Annotated in this window: 17 protein-coding genes; 13 read left to right on the top strand and 4 right to left on the bottom strand. The window is 74.5% G+C overall.

The genetic code is table 11. The annotated features are described in order from the left end of the window. Window positions 1-17 precede the first annotated feature (17 nt). Complete coding sequence (locus Pdca_RS27650; RefSeq protein WP_166665865.1) at window positions 18-1,544, top strand: sensor histidine kinase; 1,527 nt, start codon at window positions 18-20, stop codon at window positions 1,542-1,544. 351 nt (window positions 1,545-1,895) lie between these two features. Here Pdca_RS27650 and Pdca_RS27645 read toward each other — a convergent pair whose 3' ends face one another. Continuing rightward, complete coding sequence (locus Pdca_RS27645) at window positions 1,896-2,147, bottom strand: WhiB family transcriptional regulator (RefSeq protein WP_010225812.1); 252 nt, start codon at window positions 2,145-2,147, stop codon at window positions 1,896-1,898. Window positions 2,148-2,578: 431 nt separating this feature from the next. Continuing rightward, window positions 2,579-3,529 carry a diacylglycerol/lipid kinase family protein gene (locus Pdca_RS27640; protein ID WP_085912891.1) on the bottom strand — a complete coding sequence of 317 codons (951 nt, stop codon included), beginning with the start codon at window positions 3,527-3,529 and terminating at the stop codon, window positions 2,579-2,581. Window positions 3,530-3,670: 141 nt separating this feature from the next. Between Pdca_RS27640 and Pdca_RS27635 the strand changes: the two genes are divergently transcribed. Further along, window positions 3,671-4,099, top strand: a complete 429-nt coding sequence (locus Pdca_RS27635; RefSeq protein ID WP_085912892.1) for a hypothetical protein — start codon at window positions 3,671-3,673, stop codon at window positions 4,097-4,099. Here the strand turns inward: Pdca_RS27635 and Pdca_RS27630 are convergent. Both Pdca_RS27630 and Pdca_RS27625 read right to left on the bottom strand, forming a co-directional pair. Further along, complete coding sequence (locus Pdca_RS27630) at window positions 4,096-4,581, bottom strand: GNAT family N-acetyltransferase (RefSeq protein ID WP_085912893.1); 486 nt, start codon at window positions 4,579-4,581, stop codon at window positions 4,096-4,098. The two genes, Pdca_RS27635 and Pdca_RS27630, sit on opposite strands and share 4 nt — an antisense overlap. Continuing rightward, the gene (locus Pdca_RS27625) at window positions 4,578-5,195 is read right to left on the bottom strand and encodes a histidine phosphatase family protein (RefSeq protein ID WP_085912957.1); all 618 of its coding nucleotides are present in this window, start codon (window positions 5,193-5,195) and stop codon (window positions 4,578-4,580) included. Before Pdca_RS27625 ends, Pdca_RS27630 begins: the two co-directional genes overlap by 4 nt. Window positions 5,196-5,373: 178 nt before the next feature. On the opposite strand from Pdca_RS27625, the gene Pdca_RS27620 reads away from it, so the two are divergent. The 11 genes from Pdca_RS27620 (at window position 5,374) to Pdca_RS27570 (ending at window position 18,965) form a co-directional block, all read left to right on the top strand. Further along, window positions 5,374-6,369 carry a hypothetical protein gene (locus Pdca_RS27620; protein WP_085912894.1) on the top strand — a complete coding sequence of 332 codons (996 nt, stop codon included), beginning with the start codon at window positions 5,374-5,376 and terminating at the stop codon, window positions 6,367-6,369. Window positions 6,370-6,620: 251 nt separating this feature from the next. Continuing rightward, the gene (locus tag Pdca_RS27615) at window positions 6,621-7,796 is read left to right on the top strand and encodes an NAD(P)-dependent malic enzyme (protein WP_085912895.1); all 1,176 of its coding nucleotides are present in this window, start codon (window positions 6,621-6,623) and stop codon (window positions 7,794-7,796) included. A 303-nt stretch (window positions 7,797-8,099) separates the two neighbouring features. Next, window positions 8,100-11,081, top strand: coding sequence for a GGDEF domain-containing phosphodiesterase (locus Pdca_RS27610; protein ID WP_125911591.1), 2,982 nt, complete (start codon window positions 8,100-8,102; stop codon window positions 11,079-11,081). Between the two features lie 95 nt (window positions 11,082-11,176). After that, window positions 11,177-12,256 carry an ABC transporter ATP-binding protein gene (locus Pdca_RS27605; RefSeq protein WP_085912897.1) on the top strand — a complete coding sequence of 360 codons (1,080 nt, stop codon included), beginning with the start codon at window positions 11,177-11,179 and terminating at the stop codon, window positions 12,254-12,256. Window positions 12,257-12,265: 9 nt separating this feature from the next. After that, a complete protein-coding gene (locus tag Pdca_RS27600; protein WP_085912898.1) occupies window positions 12,266-12,928 on the top strand; it encodes an ABC transporter permease in 663 nt (220 codons plus the stop codon). Then, window positions 12,925-13,635 carry an ABC transporter permease gene (locus Pdca_RS27595; RefSeq protein WP_085912899.1) on the top strand — a complete coding sequence of 237 codons (711 nt, stop codon included), beginning with the start codon at window positions 12,925-12,927 and terminating at the stop codon, window positions 13,633-13,635. Before Pdca_RS27600 ends, Pdca_RS27595 begins: the two co-directional genes overlap by 4 nt. Beyond that, window positions 13,632-14,540 carry an ABC transporter substrate-binding protein gene (locus Pdca_RS27590; protein WP_085912900.1) on the top strand — a complete coding sequence of 303 codons (909 nt, stop codon included), beginning with the start codon at window positions 13,632-13,634 and terminating at the stop codon, window positions 14,538-14,540. Before Pdca_RS27595 ends, Pdca_RS27590 begins: the two co-directional genes overlap by 4 nt. Further along, complete coding sequence (locus tag Pdca_RS27585) at window positions 14,537-15,361, top strand: MOSC domain-containing protein (RefSeq protein WP_232021236.1); 825 nt, start codon at window positions 14,537-14,539, stop codon at window positions 15,359-15,361. The genes Pdca_RS27590 and Pdca_RS27585 overlap by 4 nt, the downstream gene beginning before the upstream one ends. A gap of 172 nt (window positions 15,362-15,533) precedes the next feature. After that, window positions 15,534-15,794, top strand: coding sequence for a hypothetical protein (locus tag Pdca_RS27580; protein ID WP_085912901.1), 261 nt, complete (start codon window positions 15,534-15,536; stop codon window positions 15,792-15,794). 40 nt (window positions 15,795-15,834) lie between these two features. Then, window positions 15,835-18,603, top strand: coding sequence for an FtsK/SpoIIIE domain-containing protein (locus Pdca_RS27575; protein WP_085912902.1), 2,769 nt, complete (start codon window positions 15,835-15,837; stop codon window positions 18,601-18,603). Next, a complete protein-coding gene (locus tag Pdca_RS27570; protein WP_085912903.1) occupies window positions 18,600-18,965 on the top strand; it encodes a hypothetical protein in 366 nt (121 codons plus the stop codon). The genes Pdca_RS27575 and Pdca_RS27570 overlap by 4 nt, the downstream gene beginning before the upstream one ends. Window positions 18,966-18,976 lie beyond the last annotated feature (11 nt).

Raw genomic sequence — 18,976 nt, 5'->3', positions numbered from 1 at the left:
TGGTGGGATGGACGACCGTGACCACGCTCAGCCAGCTGCTCGCCGAGCACACGACGATGGACGGCGAGACCGCCGATCACCTCCAGCGGGTGGTCGGTGAGTGGCAGCTGCTCGCCGACATGTCGTTCGCCGACTTCCTGTTGTGGGTCCCGCTGGACGACCTGCACGCGGCCGCCGCCCCGGTCGGCGACGGATCGTCGCGGACCTCCACCGCCCAGTTCCTGTGCGTCGCGCAGGCCCGGCCGACCACCGCACCCACGGCGCACCCGGACGACGTCGTCGGCCGCCGGGCCGCGCCGGTGGAGGTCGGTCAGCTGCGCCGGGCGGTCCTGGAGGGGCGGATCTGCCGCGACGACGACCCGCGCTGGCACCTCGAGGTGCCGGTCCGCCGGGAGACCATCCCGGTCCGCTACCACGGCCGCACCGTCGCCGTGCTGTCCCGGGACACGAACCTGTCGACGCCCCGGGTGCCCTCCCCGCTGGAGATCGCCTACCTGGGCAGCGCATCGGACCTGTGCCAGATGATCGTCGACGGCACGTTCCCGCCGCAGTCCGGGCCGCCCGGCAGCGCCGAGGGCAGCCCGCGCGCCGGCGACGGCCTGGTCCGGCTGGACGCACACGGCAACGTCGCCTACGCCAGCCCGAACGCGCTCTCGGCGTATCACCGGATGGGCCACGCCAGCGACGTCGCCGGGGCCGATCTGACCGCGGTGTCCAAGGCGCTGGTGCTCGACCCGTTCGACGCGAAGGACGTCGCCACCCGGATCGCCGACGCGCTGGCCGGGGTTCCGTCCGGCCGGATGGAGATCAAGGGGCGGCGGGCGACGATGCTGATCCGGGCGCTGCCGCTGCGCCCGCGGGGGGATGCCGCGGGCGCGCTGGTGCTGGTGCGCGACGTCACGGACCTGCGCCGCCGGGACGCGGCGCTGATGTCCAAGGACGCCACCATCCGCGAGATCCATCACCGGGTGAAGAACAACCTGCAGACCGTCGCGGCGCTGCTCCGGCTGCAGGCCCGGCGCAGCGAGCACCCGGAGGCCAGCCGGGCGCTGGAGGAGTCGGTCCGCCGGGTCACCTCGATCGCGCTGGTGCACGAGGCGCTGGCCTACTCGGTGGCCGAGGTCGTCGAGCTCGACGAGCTGCTGCCGAAGGTGCTGCCCGCGATCCGGGACGGGGCGACCACCGAGTCGCGCGCCCGGGTCCGGGTGGACGCCGGTTTCGGTGCGCTGCCCGCGGCCAAGGCCACCCCGCTGGTGCTGGTGCTGGCCGAGCTGGTGCACAACGCGCTGGCGCACGCCTACGACCCGGGTGTTGCGGGCGAGGTCGTGGTGAGCCCGAACCGCTCGGCGAGCCGGCTCGAGGTGTCGGTGGCCGACGACGGGCACGGGATGCCGGCGGACTTCGACTTCGAACAGTCGAAGGGACTGGGCCTGCAGATCGTGCGCACCCTGCTGAGCTCGGAGCTGGAGGCGACGATCAGCGTCTCCGCGCGCGACGGTGGCGGGACGGTGGCGCTGATCCGGCTTCCGCTGGGCGGCGCCTGATCGGCTGGTGAGCGCCGTCGGCCCCGCCCCGAGCGACCGGTGGGCGGCCCGTCAGGGCCGGAGGCGGCGCAACGGGCGTGGGCCGGATCGTCCCCGGGCGGTCGGTGTGGTGCGCCGGGTGACTGCAACGGTCACTGCGGGTGACCCGGGGCGTGAACGGGGGCCGCAGCGGCACCGGATACCCTCGACCTGTGACCGTTGATCCCGGTGCCGTGGTCGCGCCGGCACCGTGGTGGACAGGTCATGTGGGGTGGCAGATCACCCCGAACGCACCTCGGGCCCGTGGCCGGTGGCGTCCGGCTACGGGCCCGAGGTCGGGGAGCTACTTCGTGTGTTCTTCGATCCGTGCGATCAGGCGGTGTGGGCGCGCGGACGGGTGCTGCGCCGCTTCAGGGCGCGCCGCTCGTCCTCGCTCATGCCGCCCCAGACACCCGCGTCCTGGCCGGACTCGAGGGCCCACTGCAGGCACGACTCGGTGACCGGGCAGCGCCGGCACACGCTCTTCGCCTCGGCGATCTGCATCAGGGCGGGGCCGCTGGTGCCAACCGGGAAGAACAGCTCCGGGTCCTCGTCGCGGCAGATCGCGTCGTGACGCCAGTCCATGATTACTTTCTCCTCTGGTGCGCGATCGGGGTCGCGCCGATCGTCATCTGTTACGTCCGTGTTTCGGAGCTTGTGAATACTTTCACGAGCTCCGGCGGTCCTCAACGGGAAACTGCCTTTCGGATACGTGAGCGGCCTCATAGCCACTCCCGCACGACAGACCGGTGCCCCGAACTTCCAACAACGGGCCGGTTCCTCGAACCAGTGTCCCTGGCGGACACGGAAACGGCCACCCGAATCCCGTGTAGTACCCGACACCCCCCTGGCGGCGTTGCCTGGGGTCTCCCGCTTGCGTAGGGACCACCTTGGATCACCGGTTTGGGCTGGTGTAAGCCCCAACGGGACCGACGGTCCGCTCACATCGGTGAATGGCGGGGTTGCTCACTCCGGCGTGTGAGAGCGCCCGCACAGGGCGCGACGAACCGCCCCTCTCATACGACGACGCGTAACGCTCCCGGCACGCTCAGGAATTCCACGTCGGTCCGCTCGCCCAGGTGGTCGCCGTCCAGCTGCAACGCGAGGGGGCGATCGGAGGTGATCCTGACCTGGGGGACCGCGTCGTGCCGCACGACGTGCTTGCCGTGCGGGTCACCGTCGGCAGCCAGCATCTGACGCAGCGTGGCCGCGATCGTCCTGGGGCTCAGGCCGGTCAGCGCGAACAGCCCGAGTCCGCTGCCGAACGACGAGCGCGGGTTCGTCCGGACCGCGCGGCCGGAGAGGTAGGTCCACGGGTCGGTGTTCGAGACGAACGCCAGCCGCACGCCGCCCAGCGGTGCCGCCCCCGGGATCTGCACCGTCATCGACGGTGGTCGGTGCAGCTGCGCCAGGTACTGGCGGATCGCGGTGAGCGCATACCGGCCGGGGCTGGCCTCGTGGCCCTGGGCCCTGGCCCGCTCCACGGCGGCGACGACCTCGGCGTCCCAGCCCATGCCGGCGTTGAAGGTGAACCACCGGTCGTCGGCGTGGCCCAGGCCCACCAGCCTGCGGCGCCGTGCGGCGAGCGCGCTCAGCACGTGGCCGGTCGCCTCGACCGGGTCGCGCGGCATCTCCAGCGCACGGGCGAAGACGTTCGCCGAGCCGCCGGGCACCACGGCCAGCATCGCGGTGGCGTCCGGGTCGGGGCGGGGCGGTCCGCTCCCGGTGCCGGTCTGTGCGGCCAGCAGCCCGTTGACGACCTCGTTGACCGTGCCGTCGCCGCCGAGCGCCACCACCAGCTCGACCCCGTCGGCGACGGCCGACGCGGTGGCCTCCGCGGCGTGCCCCCGGTAGCGGGTCTGCAGCACGTCCAGCTTCAGCTCGCTGGCGAGCGCCTTGGTCAGTACGTCCCGCCCGGCTGCCGTCGTCGACGTGGCCTGCGGGTTGACCACGAGCAGCGCGCGCACGGGCCGACTGTAACGACCGGTGCTCCCCGGCGGGGCCGGGCGGTCGGTTCCCGGCGGTGCCGGGCGGTTGGCTCCCCGGCGGTGCCGGGGCGGTTGGCTCCCCGGCGGGGCCGGGCGGTTGACACTGCTTATCCTCGGGCTGTGGCCGAGGAGCAGCGCAACGACGTCCCCGCCGCGCCGCGCGTTCCGGAGAACGTGAAGGTGTCCGGCCTGCTTGTCGCCCTGCAGGGGATCGTCGGCGTGGTCGTCGCCGTCGTGCTGGGGGTGCGGGCCGTCGAGGCCGGCGGCCCCCGGCTGTACTACGGCCTCGCCGAGTCCGGGATCTTCCTGCTGATGGGCGGCGCCGTCGTCGGCATCGGGTACGGCCTGATCCGTGGGCTGCACGGTTGCCGCACCCCGGCGATCGTGGTGCAGCTGCTGCTGCTCCCGGTCGTGTACAGCCTGCTCGGGCCGTCCCGGCAGCTGCTCTGGGGCATCGTCTGCGGGCTCCTCGTGCTGTTCACCTTCATGATGCTGATCAGCGAGCAGTCCCGGCGCTGGGCGCTGGGCGAGGACGAGCCCGGGAGCTAGCCGGACCGCTGGGCGAGCGCCGCGAGCGGGCCGTCGGTGAGCCGGTAGGTGGTCCAGCCCTCGTTCGGCCCGGCGCCGATGGAGCGGTAGAAGCCGATCGCCGGGGCGTTCCAGTCGAGCACGTTCCACTCCAGCCGGGCCCAGCCGCGCCGCGTGCACTCGGCGGCCAGCGCTGCGAGCAGTCGCAGGCCGTGCCCGTCACCGCGGTGCGCGGGGGAGACGTAGAGGTCCTCCAGGTGCATCCCGGCGACCCCCTCCCAGGTGGAGAAGGTGCGGAACCAGATCGCGGTGCCCACCACCGTGCCGTCGCCGGTGGTTGCGACCAGTGCGGTGGCCGACGGGTCCCGGCCGAACAGCGCGGTGTGCAGCTGGTCGCCCGTGAGCAGGCACTCGTCGGCGGCCTTCTCGTACTCGGCGAGCTCGTGCACCAGCCGCACGACGGCCGGGACATCACCGGGGCCGGCGGGGCGGACGCCGCTCACCGCTCGCTCCGGGTCGGGCGCTGGTTGACGTGGTCGAGGCGCGGGACCCCGCGCTCGAACCCGAGGACCGTCACCCCGGCCGGATCCATCGCGACGTGCACCCCACCGGTGGCGGGCAGCCCGATCCAGCGCGCGGTCAGCACCCGGGAGAAGTGGCCGTGCCCGACCAGGATCACGTCGCCGTCGCCGAGCAGGGCACGCGACTCGGCGAGCACGGCGTCGGCCCGGACACACACGTCGTCCGGTGTCTCGCCGCCCGGCCACGGGCCGTTCCAGATGGTCCAGCCGGGCAGCGTCTCGCGGATCTGCGGCGTGGTGCGGCCCTCGGCGTCGCCGTAGTCCCATTCGGCGAGCCGGTCGTCGATCGCGTCCACCGTGAGCCCGGCGAGCGCGGCGGTGTCTCGCGCGCGCGTGCGCGGGGAACAGAGGACGCGGGCCGGCGGTGCCGCGTGCCGGACCAGCTCCAGGGCGTCGCGCACCGCGCCGGCGGCGGCCCGCCCGTCGTCGGTGAGCCCGATGTCGGTGCGTCCGGTGTGCCGCCCGGTCCGTGACCACTCGGTCTCGCCGTGGCGGAGCAGCAGGATCCTGCCGTTCGGGTCGTCGTCGCTCACGATCGCCGACGCTACCGCCCGCCAGGTGCCGGAGGGTTCGTGCGCGGCCCCGCGGGTCGCCCGGACGGGTCGCCGTGCCACTCGTCCGGGTCGTCGGCCGTGGCGCAGCCGCGTCGCGGCCGCTCCGTCGGGTGAGATGGGGCCGTTCCCGCCCCGTTCCCGCCCGTTCCCGAGGAGTGACATGTCGCAGCACCCCCGCCGGCTCGCACGGCGGATCGCCGGGCTCGGCACCGCGGCCGGTCTGGCACTCGCCGCCGCACTGGGTTCGGCGGTTCCTGCTGCCGCACTGGGTTCGGCGGTTCCTGCAGCCGCGGCGCCGGAGCAGGCCGCCGCCGGGGTCGGTCCCGGCGTGCAGATCGCCACCCCGGTCGCCGGGGGAGCGGAGCTGTGCACCGCGAACTTCCTCTACACCGCGGCCGGGGCGGCCGACGGACACCGGGACGACGACGGGCCGGTGCACCGGAGCATCCCCGCCGGGAAGCTCTATCTCGGGACGGCCGCGCACTGCATGGCGGCGGAGAGCGCGCGGTCCTCGATCGACGGCTGTGTGGAGCCGGTCCAGCCGCACGGCACCGAGGTCGGGATCGTGGGCCGGGACGGCACCGTGCATGCCGGCCGGGTCGCCTACAACTCCTGGGTGGTGATGCAGGAGCGCGGTGAGAGCGACCCGCAGCTCTGCCTCTACAACGACTTCGCATTGATCGAGCTCGGGCCGAGCGCCGCAGCGGTCGCCGACCCGACCGTGCCCGGATTCGGCGGCCCGGTCGGGCTGAACGCGGGCGGCACCGCGAGCGGTGACCGCGTCTACAGCTATCAGCCGAACCAGCTCGCGCCGACGCCGTTCAAGCAGGGCGTGTCCTTCGGCAGGCCGGAGGGGCCGCGGACGCACGTCGTCGGGACGCTGCCGCCGGGCGTTCCCGGTGACTCCGGTTCCGGCTACGTCGACGCGCAGGGGCGTGCGTTCGGGGTGCTGTCGAGCCTGATGCTGCCGACCGCCACGAACGGGGTCACCGACATCGCGCAGGCGCTGGGGTACGCCGCCGCGTTCGGTCCGGTGGGGTCGGTCGACCTGGTTCCGGGCAACTCCGGGTTCACCCCGCGCGGGATGCCGCTGACCGAGCTGCCCGCCGTCGGGGAGCGGCCGCTGCCGGAGGTCACCCCGGTGCCGTTGGGCTGAGCCGGCGAGCCGTACGCGCGTCCTGTGCCCGTGCCCACTCCGGCGGCGCGGGAGGCCGGAACCCGCCGGTGTCCCGGTTAGACTCCGCGACAGACCCGACAGCCGAGTCCCGGCGCGGTGCCGCATCCGGCACCGGCCGCCGGGATGGCCGTCCGGCACCGAGATCCGGTCGACGACCCCGCGGCCTCCGGTGCAACGGCAGGCGCCGCCCGTTCGGCGCCGCTCAGGTACCTCACCGTATGGAGTCTTCGATGACGCTCGCCCAGGATCGGCCCGGAACCACATCGCCCGCGCGGGACGAGGTGTTCGGCGCGCACGAGGGCGGCAAGCTGGCGACCGGTCTGACCACGCCCCTGGCCGATGCCCGTGACCTGTCGATCGCCTACACGCCCGGGGTCGCGGACGTGTGCCGTGCGATCGCCGACGACGCCGCCCTCGCGGCCCGCTACACCTGGGCGCACCGGCTGGTCGCCGTGGTCAGCGACGGCACCGCGGTGCTGGGCCTCGGTGACATCGGCCCGCGCGCGTCGCTGCCGGTGATGGAGGGCAAGTCGGCGCTGTTCAAGTCGTTCGCCGGGCTGGACTCGATCCCGCTGGTGCTCGACACGACCGACGTCGACGAGATCGTCGAGACCCTGGTCCGGCTGCGCCCCACCTTCGGTGCCGTCAACCTGGAGGACGTCGCCGCACCGCGCTGCTTCGAGCTCGAACGCCGGCTGATCGAGGCCCTCGACTGCCCGGTGATGCACGACGACCAGCACGGCACGGCCGTCGTCCTGCTGGCGGCGCTGAACGGTGCCTGCCGGGTGCAGGACCGCGCCCTGCGTGACCTGCGGATCGTGATCTCCGGGGCGGGCGCTGCCGGGATCGCGTGCGCCCGGATCCTGCTCGCGGCCGGGGCGTCGGACGTGGTGCTGCTCGACTCCCGGGGTGTCGTGGACGCCGGCCGGGGCGGGATGAAGGCGGAGCTGGCCGCGGTGACGAACCCGCGCGGGGTGACCGGCGGCATCGCCGAGGCGCTGGCCGGTGCGGACGTGTTCGTGGGCCTGTCCAGCGCGACCCTGCCGGAGGAGCTGCTGACCACGATGGCCCCCGACGGCATGGTGTTCGCGCTGTCCAACCCGGATCCCGAGGTGCATCCGGAGGTCGCCGCGCGGCACGCGGCGATCGTCGCGACCGGGCGCAGCGACTTCCCGAACCAGATCAACAACGTGCTGGCGTTCCCGGGGATCTTCCGGGGGGCGCTGGACGCGAACGCCCGGCGGATCACCGACGACATGAAGGTGGCCGCGGCCACCGCCATCGCCGATGTGGTCGCCGGTGAGCTGTCCCCGACCAACATCGTCCCCGGACCGTTCGACCCGCGGGTGGCGCCCGCGGTCGCTGCCGCCGTGGCCCGGGCGGCCGCAGCGGGTGCCGGATGCTGATGACGCGGTGCAACCGAGATCACACAGCGTGCTCATACGGTCGCTGCGCCGAGCGGCACGCCCCGCTGTGAGCGGTTGTTCACTGTAGGTCAACTTTCCTGCCACCGTTCGCCGAGCGAATAGACCCCTTCGCCGTCAAGGGATACCTAGTCGCCAACGGTGAAAGGGCAATGAGCCGTACCGGCTAGGCTGATCGGCGCAATTACCCGCTGTGCCGAGTCGCTCGATCGGACTACCGGGCCGGATCCCCCGGCCCGGTGTCTCGTTGAGTCGGTGGAGCTGCCGAACGGAACGGAGGCCGGCGTGGCCGAGGTGGAACCGCGGGCGGGACATCGTCCGGGTGGTGCGTCCCAGGGTGCCGCAGGCGAACCGGGTGCCGAGCCGGTGTCGCGGGGGTCCCGCGACGCGGACCGACCCGCCGGGCTGGCCGGTGACCTCGCGCGGGCGTTCGCCGGCCCGGGCGGCACCCGGGCCTCCCGGCCCCGCGCCGCGGCGGACCCCGGCCCGTACGGTGAGCAGCCCTACGGCGAGCAGCCCTACGCGGAGCACCCGTCCGGGGCGCACGCGGCCGTCGAGGCCCCGGCCGGCGCCGATCTCGCCGTCGCCGGCGCGGTGGCGGTCCCGGCCGGGGGCGTCGCCGGACCTCGTGAACACGGCCCGGACGGTGTCGGGCCCGAGCTCGGGCAGCTCGGCGAGCGGCCTGCCGTGGCGGACCCGGACGCCACTGCCGCAGCGCTCGGCGGGCGGCTCGCGCCGGACACCACGTCCGGCGGGCCGGACGGGGCCGGATTCGGTGAGCCGCCGTTCGGCAGGCCCCGCCCGACCCCGCGTCCCACACCCGCGGCGCGCCGGCCGCAGCCGGCGGCACCCACCGCGCGGCCCGAGCCCGGTCTCGATCCGGCCGACCACTCGGCGGTGCAGCTCCCGCCGTCGCCGGCGCTGCTCTGCGACGCCTCCGGGATCGTGCTGCACACCAACGCCGCGCTGCGCAGGCTCGCCGGGTCCGCCGACCCGACAGGGATGAAGCTGCCGCAGCTGCTCGTCGGTCCCGACTCCGACGCCCGGCTGGTCCGCGCCGACCGCAGGCTGGCCCGGGTGAAGGTGGTCCGCTGGCCGCAGCCCGGCAACCGGAGCGTCGTGCTGCTCACCGCGTTCCCGGACGCGACGGCCGCCCCGTCGGACGAGGCACCCGCGCTGGACCTCGAGCGCGCCACCCGCTCCGGCACCTGGACCTTCGACCTGCAGGCGGGCACGCTCACCCGCAGCGAGGGCCTGGTCGAGCTGTACCGCTCGCTGGGCGTCCGCCCGGACGGCGTGGACGGGCCGATCGAGGGCGAGCAGGTCGAGCGGGTCTGCCGGCTGCTGCGCCGCGGCCCGGACGAGCTGTCGAGCCCCGGCCGTCCCGCGCACTCCTCGGAGATCCGTCCCGAGGGCGGCTCGGTGCTGTCCTGCCGGACCCGGATCGACCGCACCCCCGGTGGCGCGCCGCTGCGGCTGATCGGCACCGTGCAGGACGTCACCGACCGGCGCCGCGCCGAGTCCCGCGCGCAGCGCTCCGGCCAGCGGTTCGCCGAGCTGGTCGCCACCATCACCACCGGTGTCGCGATGCTCGACGGCCGCGGCCGGATCGTCGACGCCAACCCGGCGCTGTGCCGGCTGCTCGACGCCGATCTGGAGACCCTGCGCGGCGTCCCGGCCCGCAGCCTGTCCGCGGAGCCGCAGTCCGGCGACCGCGACGGCCTGCCGGACTGGCTGCGTGCGCCGTCGGACCAGGAGTCGACCTACCGGATCGACTCGCTGCCGCTGCTGCGCGCCGACGGCACCCGGGTGGACTGCGAGGTCGTCGTGAACGCGGCCCCGTCCGACGACGGCAGGCCGTTCTGGCTGCTCGTCGTGACCGACGTGGGCGAGCGCAGGCGGGCCGCGGACGTGCTGCGCGAGGCGCACACGGTCGATCCGCTGACCCGGCTGCCGAACCGGGCGGGCCTGCTGGAGCTGGCCGACCGGGCGCTCGCCGGCCCGGACGCCCCCCGGGTGGCGGTCGTCGTCGGCGACGTCGACGACTTCGCCCGGGTCAACACCGGCCTCGGGCACGCCGACGGCGACACCCTGCTGGTCGAGCTCGCCGGCCGGCTGCAGCGCGACCTCCCGTCGCTGTGCACCGCCGGCCGGCTGGCCGGGGACGAGTTCGCCGTCGTCTGCGTCGACGTCGACACCGTGGGCGGCCCGCAGGCGCTCGGCGCGACCGTCGCGGAGCTGTTGCGGGGCACCGTCACCGTCGGCGGTCGCCCGGTCACGCTGACCGCATCGGTCGGCGTCGCCACCCCGGACGCGGTGCCCGCGGGCCCGCACCCGCCGCGCGGTGACGACCTGCTGCGCTCCGCGGAGATCACCGTGCAGCAGGCCAAGCAGCGTGGCCGCGGCACCGTCGGGATCGCCGATCGCGGCACCGTCGGACCGGCCTGCCGGCAGCTCGAGCTGGAGGCCGAGCTGCGCGCCGCCATCGAGTCGGACGCGCTGCGCCTGGAGTACCAGCCGGTCGTCGCGCCGGACGGCACCGTGCTGTCCGCCGAGGCGCTGCTGCGCTGGTCGCACCCGGTGCACGGGGAGGTCTCCCCTGGCGAGTTCCTGCCGGTCGCGCAGCGCAGCGGCCTGCAGCGTGATCTCGACCTGTGGGTGCTGCGCACCGCCACCGCCGAGGCCGCCACCTGGCCGCGGCACGGTCAGCGGATCGCCGTCGCGGTGAACCTGGCCGGGCTGCTCCCCGCCGATCCCGCCTTCCTCGACGAGGTCACCGCCGTCGTCGAGGGTTCCGGACTGGGCTGGGACCAGCTGGTGCTCGAGCTCGTGGAGACCAGCCTGGTCGCGCTGCCGCGCCCGGCGCTGGACGCGATGAGCGAGCTGGTGCGCCGCGGCGTCCGCTTCGCCGTCGACGACTTCGGCACCGGCTACTCCTCGCTGGCCCGGCTCAAGGAGCTCCCCGCACAGACGGTCAAGGTCGATCGCGCGTTCGTCACCGGGGTCGGCACCGATCCGGCGGACTTCGCGCTGGCCAGGGCCGTCGTCGAGGTGGCCAGGGCGATGGGGCGGGCGACCGTCGCCGAGGGCGTCGAGACCGCCGAGCAGTTCCACGTGCTGCGCGGGCTCGGGGTCAACGCCTTCCAGGGCTGGCTGTTCGCCCGCTCGCTGCGCCCCGACGACCTGCACCGGGTGCTGCGCGGCGGTGGGCTCCCGACGCCCGCCACCACCGGTACCCCGCCCGGCGGGACCCCCGGGGCCTGGTAGCGGCGCGAGCGGTCGCCGCTGTCGGTGGTCCGGGATAACGTTCCCCGACAGACGGCCGCCGGACGGGGGGCCGACGAGGGCAGGGGGAGCCCGCGATGATCGAGTTCCGGGGCGTCACGAAGCGCTTTCCGGACGGGACGGTCGCCGTCGACGAGCTCGACCTGGTGGCCGAGCAGGGTCGGATCACGGTGTTCGTCGGGCCGTCCGGTTGCGGGAAGACCACCTCGCTGCGGATGATCAACCGGATGGTCGAGCCGACCTCCGGTGAGCTGCGGGTCGACGGCCAGGACGTGCTCGCCGCCGATCCCGCCGAGCTGCGCCGCGGGATCGGCTACGTGATCCAGCAGGCCGGGCTGTTCCCGCACCGGACCGTCGTCGACAACATCGCGACCGTCCCGATGCTGCTGGGCACCGGCAGGCGGGCCGCCCGGGACCTGGCGATGGAGCTGATGGAGACCGTCGGCCTGGACACCGCGATGGCGAGCCGCTACCCGAGCCAGCTCTCCGGCGGCCAGCAGCAGCGGGTCGGTGTGGCCCGGGCGCTCGCCGCCGATCCGCCGGTGCTGCTGATGGACGAGCCGTTCTCCGCGGTCGACCCGGTGGTCCGGGAGAGCCTGCAGGAGGAGCTGCTGCGGCTGCAGTCCGAGCTCGGCAAGACGATCGTGTTCGTCACCCACGACATCGACGAGGCCATCAAGCTCGGCGACCGGGTGGCGGTGTTCCGGGTGGGCGGCAAGCTCGCCCAGTACGACGAGCCCGGTGTGCTGCTGTCCCGCCCGGTCGACGACTTCGTCGACTCCTTCGTCGGCCGCGACCGCGGCTACCGCGGCCTGGGGTTCCTCACCTCCGCGACGATCCCGCTCGGCAGCCTGGAGACGCTCTCGGTCGGCGACCGGCGGCCGGACTCGGGCTGGGCGGTCGTGCTGGACGACACCGGGCGTCCGCTGGGCTGGGTCGAGGCGGGCGACGGCGTCGTCACCGAGGACGGGATCGTCCCCGGCGGGTCGCTGTACGCCGTGGGCTCGGGCTCGCTGCGCGGGGCACTCGACGCGGCGCTGTCCTCACCGTCCGGTCAGGGTGTCGCGGTCGACGCCGACGGCCGGGTCGCCGGATCGGTGACCGCCGACGCGGTGCTGGCCGCGCTGCCCGCCGCCCGCGACGACTCCGCGGCGTAGGGGGCCGGCATGGACTGGGTCTTCCGCAACTCCGCGCTGGTCCTGGAGCTCACCCGCGAGCACCTGGTGCTGTCGCTGATCCCGGTGCTGATCGGGCTGCTGCTCGCGATCCCGCTCGGCTGGCTCGCCAACCGGCGGTCCTGGAGCCGGACGCTGACGCTGAACGCGGCCGGCTTCCTCTACACGCTGCCGTCGCTGGCGTTGTTCGTGTTCCTCCCGCCGATCATCGGCACCCGGATCCTGGACCCGATCAACGTGATCATCGCGCTGACCGTCTACGTGCTGGCGCTGCTGGTCCGCACGGTCGCCGACGGGCTCTCCGCGGTGCCGCACCGGATCGTCGACTCGGCGACGGCGATGGGCTACCGCCCGGTGCGCCGGTTCCTGGCCGTCGAGCTCCCGATGGCGGTCCCGGTGATCACGGCCGGGCTGCGGGTCGCGGCGGTCAGCGCGATCAGCCTGGTCACCGTCGGTTCGGTGATCGGTTTCGGCGGTCTGGGCAAGATGTTCACCGAGGGCTTCCAGCGCGAGATCCCGCAGCAGACGATCGCCGGGATCGTGCTGGTCCTGCTGCTCGCGCTGGTGGTCGACGGGCTGCTGGTGCTGCTCGGACGGCTGCTCACCCCCTGGGAGCGAGCGACGCAGCGCAGCCGGACGGGGGCGGACCGATGAGCTATCTCAGCTGGTTGTTCAGCGCGGAGAACTGGACCGGGCCGGACGGCATCCTGGTCCGGCTCGCCGAGCACCTCGGCTACACCGCGCTGACCATGCTGATCGCGATGGCGATCGCGCTGCCGCTGGGCGCGTGGATCGGGCACACCGGGCGGGGCGGCGTGATCGTCGTCGGGCTGGCGAACGCGCTGCGCGCGCTGCCCACCCTCGGCCTGCTGGTGCTGCTGTTCCTGTTCGTCGGCCTGGGCCTGCTCGGGCCGCTGATCGCACTGGTGATCATCGCCGTGCCGCCGCTGCTCGCCGGGACCTACGCCGGGGTGCGCAACGTCGATCCGGCCGTGGTGGACGCCGCGCGCGGGATGGGCATGCGCGGCCCGGAGGTGCTGCGCAAGGTCGAGCTGCCCAACGCCCTGCCGCTGATCGTCGGCGGTATCCGCAGTGCCACCCTGCAGGTCGTCTCGACGGCGACCGTCGCGGCCTACGTGGGCATCGGCGGCCTCGGCCGGTTCATCATCGACGGCCTCGGCCAGCGCGACTTCGGCGCCATGATCGGTGGCTCGATCCTGGTGGCGGCGCTCGCCGTCGTCGCCGATCTGGTGCTCGGCGGGCTGCAGCGGCTGATCGTGTCCCCGGGCCTGCAGCAGCGGGCCGGGCCCCGGCGCGCCCCGCTGCGCCTGGTCCGGAGCGGGGAGGCGAACGCGGCATGAAGAAGGTACTGGCCACCCTGCTGGTGGCGGCGTTCGCGCTGACCGGCTGCGGCGGCGATCCGCTGGCCGGCGGCGCCGACACCGATCCGGACGTGATCGCCATCGGCTCCGGCAACTTCACCGAGTCCCAGCTGCTCGCCGAGGTCTACGCGCTCGCGCTGCGCGACGCCGGGGTGCAGGTGGAGAACCCGGTCGCGATCGGCTCGCGGGAGGCGTACTTCCCAGCGCTGCAGGACGGCTCGGTGGACCTGATCCCGGACTACTCCGGGGCCTTGCTGACCTACCTCGATCAGGAGGCGACCGCGGTCGAACCGGACGAGGTCTACACCGCGCTGCAGGGGGCGCTGCCGGCCGGGCTGGTGCTCGGCGAGCGGTCGGAGGCGGAGAACAAGGACGCCGTCGTCGTCACCCGGGAGACCGCCGATCGGCTGGGTCTGCGCACCATCGCCGATCTCGCCCCGCACTGCCCGGAGATGACCTTCGGTGGCGGGCCGGAGTTCCAGACCCGCCCGGACGGGATCCCGGGCCTGGCCCGCAACTACGGCTGCGCGTTCCGTGACTACCGCTCGCTCGACTCGGGCGGAGTGCTCACAGTGGCCGCGCTGGGCAGCGACGCGGTGCAGGCCGCGAACCTGTTCACCACCGATCCGGCCCTCGAGCAGAACGACTTCGTGCCGCTCGCCGATCCCGCGGAGAACTTCTCGGCGCAGAACGTGGTGCCGGTGCTCTCCGAGCGGAAGGCTTCACCGGAGGTCCGGGCCGTGCTGGACCGGATCTCCGCCGAGCTGTCGACCGAGGAGCTGCTCGCGATGAACGTCGAGGCCGCCGGGCCGGACAAGCCCGCACTGCGCACCGTCGCCGCGGACTGGCTGGAGCGCAGGCAGATCACCGGAGGCGGGGCGTGACCGACGTCGCGAGCGTGGCGGCGCTGTACCGCTACCCGGTGAAGTCGATGCTCGGTGAGGAGCTGGCGGCGTTCGAGTGCGACGGCGACGGCGTCATCGGCGACCGGGAGTTCGCCCTGCTCGACGCCGGTGACGGCCGGGTCGCGACGGCCAAGCAGCCGCGGCACTGGCGGGCACTGCTGCGGTGCCGGTCCGCCGGCAGCGGCCACTCGGTGCGGGTGACCCTGCCCGACGGCCGTACCGTGCCCGCCGGGGCGGCGGCCGGCCCGCTGTCGGAGTTGCTGGGCCGGCAGGTCGTGGTCAGCGGGGCGCGCCCGGACGGTGCCGTCGTGGAGCGTCCGGACCCGGAGGACATCCTGGTCAGGGGGCTCGACGCCGAGATCGACGCACCGCTGCTGGAGATCGCCCAGGGCACCGGAGGCGGCCGGTTCGTCGATCACTCGCCGGTGCACCTGATCAGCACGGCGACACTCGACGCGCTCGGCGTGGACGCGCTGCGCTACCGGCCCAACATCGTCGTCGCCACCCCGCCGGGCACGCCCGCGTTCGTCGAGAACGACTGGCTCGGCCGGGCCGTCACGATCGGCGGGGTGCGGCTGGTGCCGACGCTGCCCACCCCGCGCTGTGTGGTGCCGACCCTGGAACACGGCGACATCCCGCGCGCCCCGGAGGCCCTGCGCGGCCCGGCGCAGCGCAACCGGGTCGCGGTCGAGGGTTTCGGAGTGCTGCCGTGTGCCGGGTGCTACGCCCGGATCGAGGTGCCCGGCACCGTCCGGCGCGGGGACACCGTGCGGATCGAGCCCGAGGTCACCGCCCACTGAGGTCCGCGCCGGCCCGGCCGTACCGTTGGCGGCAGCGCCGGCCTCGCCCGACGAGCGGTGGCGTGTCGCGGGTGGCCGCCTCACCATGGTGGGGACCGTCCGGCGATAGATTCGGCAGACACCCGCGGCCGGTGCCCCGGCCGCCGGACGACGTACGCGCGGAGAGGGCGGAATGGCGAACATCGACGAGGTCCGGGCCGGTATCGGGGCGGCGAACCAGCGGGCCACCGAGAGCCTGGGCGCGTTGCGTCACGTCCGGAACGCGATCGAGGAAGCGGGCGCCGCGCTGTCCCAGCAGACCTACGGCACCGCCCAGCAGGACGCCGAGCAGGCCCGTGCGCTGTTCGCCGCGGCCGCGGCGAAGGTGGACGAGGTCGAGCAGGCGGTGCACGTCGCGATGAACGCCGCCGACGACATCACCGCCCGGCTGTGAGGGACGCGGTTCCGGTCCGCGTCGTCCGGGCCTGAGCGCGATGGTGGGACGACGGGGGCGGCGCGACCGCGTCCGCGCCGCGTTCGACCGGTTCCACATGGCGGCGTCGGTCGCGCTCGGCGCCGCCGAGGTGCGCCGGGACCGGGCGGTTCGCGCGCACGCCGAGTCGATGGCCGAGCTCTGGCTGCGCGAAACCGGATACGACGCCGCGCAGCGTGATCCCGCCCTGCGCACGGTGCTGGACAACCCGAGGCTGGCCGACGCCGTCGCGCGGGTCGCCGAGGACCGCGCGCACGCCTTCGACGGCTGGCAGGGCGGTTCGCCGGAGCTGCTGTCCGGGATCGTCGCCGATGCCGCACCCGGTGTGGCGGGAGAGGATCCGCGGACCTGGCCGTCCGGCGCCGGGGAGACCGAGGGCACCGGCCCGGTTCCCACCATGTGGCAGCTCGGCACCGGATCGGTGGAGGGTGGCGCGCCGTTCCGGGTCGGTGTGCCGCTGCTCGACGGTGCCCACCTGCAGATCACCTCGACCCCGCAGACCCGTGAGCAGGCGGAGTCGATGGTCGAGACGCTGCTGCTGCGGGTGTTGCGCTACTTCCGGCCCGGCGTGGTCGGCGTGCACGTGTGGGACGTCGGGCAGCTCGCCGGCGCGCTGCCCGGCCTCTACCCGCTGACCCGCACCGGCCTGCTGACGGTGCACGACCCGACCCGTCTGGAGGCGTTGCTCGACCAGCTCGCCGACCGGATCCGCCGGGTGCAGACCCGGGTGCTCGCCGCCGGCTACTCCTCGCTGCGCGAGCTGGCCGAGCGCGGTGACGAGCGGCCGGAGCCGTGGCTGGTCGCGGTACTCGCCGGTAACGGCACCCCGCTGCCCGAGGACCAGCACCGCCAGCTGCAACGGGTGGCGCGCGGCGGTATCGCCGCCGGGGTGGTGCTGGTACTGCTCGACATCCCGGTCGCGCTGCGCAACCCGGTCGAGTCGGTCGAGTTCGACGGGGGTGACGGCCCCGCGGCCGCGCGCACCTCGCTGACCGGGCCACACGTCGTCGTCGAACCGGATCCGCCGCTGCGCGCAGAGCTGGTGACCGACACCTGCCATCAGCTCGCCGACGCGCACGAGGCGTGGCGCGGCAGGCTCGGCGCCTTCGCCGATCTGCTCCCGCCGGTCGACCGGCGCGGCCGCGCGAACTCCCGCGACGGGCTGTACGCGCCGGTCGGGTACGAGGACGGCATCCCGGCCGGGCTCTCCCTCGACGACCATTCACCGCATGCGCTGGTCGGCGGGCCCAGCGGATCCGGGAAGACGAACCTGCTGCTCGCCTGGATCTCCGCGCTCGCCGCCCGCTACCCACCGGACGAGCTGGAGCTCTACCTGCTCGACTTCAAGGAGGGCGTGTCCTTCGCCCAGTTCGCCCCGGATCCGGACGGCAACCGGGCGGGCTGGCTCCCGCAGGCCCGGCTGATCGGCGTCAACATCAACACCGACCGCGAGTTCGGCCTGGCACTGCTGCGGCACCTGGCCGAGACCATGCGGGTGCGGGCCGAGCAGGCCCGCCGGCACGGCGCCACCAAGCTCGCCGAGCTGCGCGACGAGCTCGCCGAGCGCGGCGTCACCGGCGCCGCGGCGCGGCTGCCGCGGATCGTCGCGGTGATCGACGAGTTCCAGTTCCTGTTCAGCGGGCGCGACGCGGTCACCGCCGAGGCGACAGCGCTGCTCGAGGACGTCGCCCGGCGCGGCCGCTCGCAGGGCGTGCACCTGGTGCTGGCCAGCCAGGACGTCTCCGGGATCGAGGCGTTCTGGGGCCGCCCGGCGATCTTCGAGCAGTTCGTGCTGCGGCTCGCGCTGCCCCGAGCCCGGCGGGTGCTGGCGCTGGAGAACGAGCTGCCGATGACGATCCCGCGCTGGCATGCGGTGGTGAACCACGACTCCGGTGTCGTGCACGGCAATCAGGTCGTGCGGGTCCCGGAGGCGGGCGGCCCGCTGGTCCGCGAGGTGCAGGACGCCGCCTTCGCGGCGCACCCGCCGGACCGCGAGCCGGTGGTGTTCGACGGTGCCCGCGCCCCCTCGCACAAGGCGCTGGTCGCGACGCTGCCCGACGACGGACCGCCGCGCGCGCTGCTCGGCCAGTACGTCGACGTCGACGGCACCCCGGCCACGGTCGAGCTGAGTGACTCGCCGGGTCGCAACATCGGGGTGATCGGGCCGGACGCGACGGTCGCGGCCCCGCTGCTGTGCTCGGCCGCCGAGTCGCTCGCCGCCGGGCTCCTGCGGCGCGACGACCGGACCCGGTTCGTGCTGTTCCCGCTGGTCTCCGAGGCCGTCGGGTACGCGGCGGAGCTCGCCGCGCGGATACCGGCGCCGTGCGAGACCGTCCCGGCCGCGGACATCGCGTCCCGGATCGCCGCGCTGGCCGCCGAGGTCAAGGACCGCTCCGGCGACGGCACCGGTGACCATCCGCCGCTGGTGCCGGTGCTGTTCGGGGCGGACGCCGCGGAGTCGCTGCTCAGCCTCGGCGGCACCGAGGGCCTGCGGGCCGTGCTGCGGCACGGGCCCGCGGCGGGCGTACACCTGCTCGGCTGGTGGCGTGGGGCGCAACGGTTGAAGGCACTGCTGTCACCGCCCGGCGCGACCGTCGACGACCTGGGCGCCTGGATCGCGACCGGGGTCCAGGGCGCCGATCTCGGCCCGCTGGTGGGCGGGCCTCCGCCGGAGTGGCAGCCCTCGCGCGGGCGGGGTCTGCTGCTCGACCGGGCCCGCCGGTCGCGTCCGGAACTGGTGATCCTCGCCGAGTGGGGGGACGACGGATGAGTGACCCCGTCGAGCGCTACCGGGAGGTCGTCGCGGGGCTCGCCGACGCGGTGGGCGAGCTGCGCGCCCAGGACGCGGCGCGGGCCGAGGAGCTGCGCCGTGAGCTGCGGGAACGCGATCGCGAGCTGGTCAGGGCCACCGAGCGGGTCACCCTCGGGCGCGGCATGTTCGAGCTGCGCTGGGAGGCGGCGCTGCAGGTGCTGTGGTCGGTGGAGGAGCCGGGCAAGCCGCGGCCGCGGCCGGACAAGCGGGCCGATCCGGCCCGGCACGACCAGCTGGAGCGGGCGGCCGACGAGGCACTCGAGGAGCTGCGTGCCTCCGGCGACCGCCGGCTGTTCCGCCTGCGCCGCAACACCGACTGACCCGCGGGGCG

The organism is Pseudonocardia autotrophica (assembly GCF_003945385.1).
Lineage (GTDB): Bacteria > Actinomycetota > Actinomycetes > Mycobacteriales > Pseudonocardiaceae > Pseudonocardia > Pseudonocardia autotrophica.
This window is presented reverse-complemented; position numbering and strand designations above follow the sequence as displayed.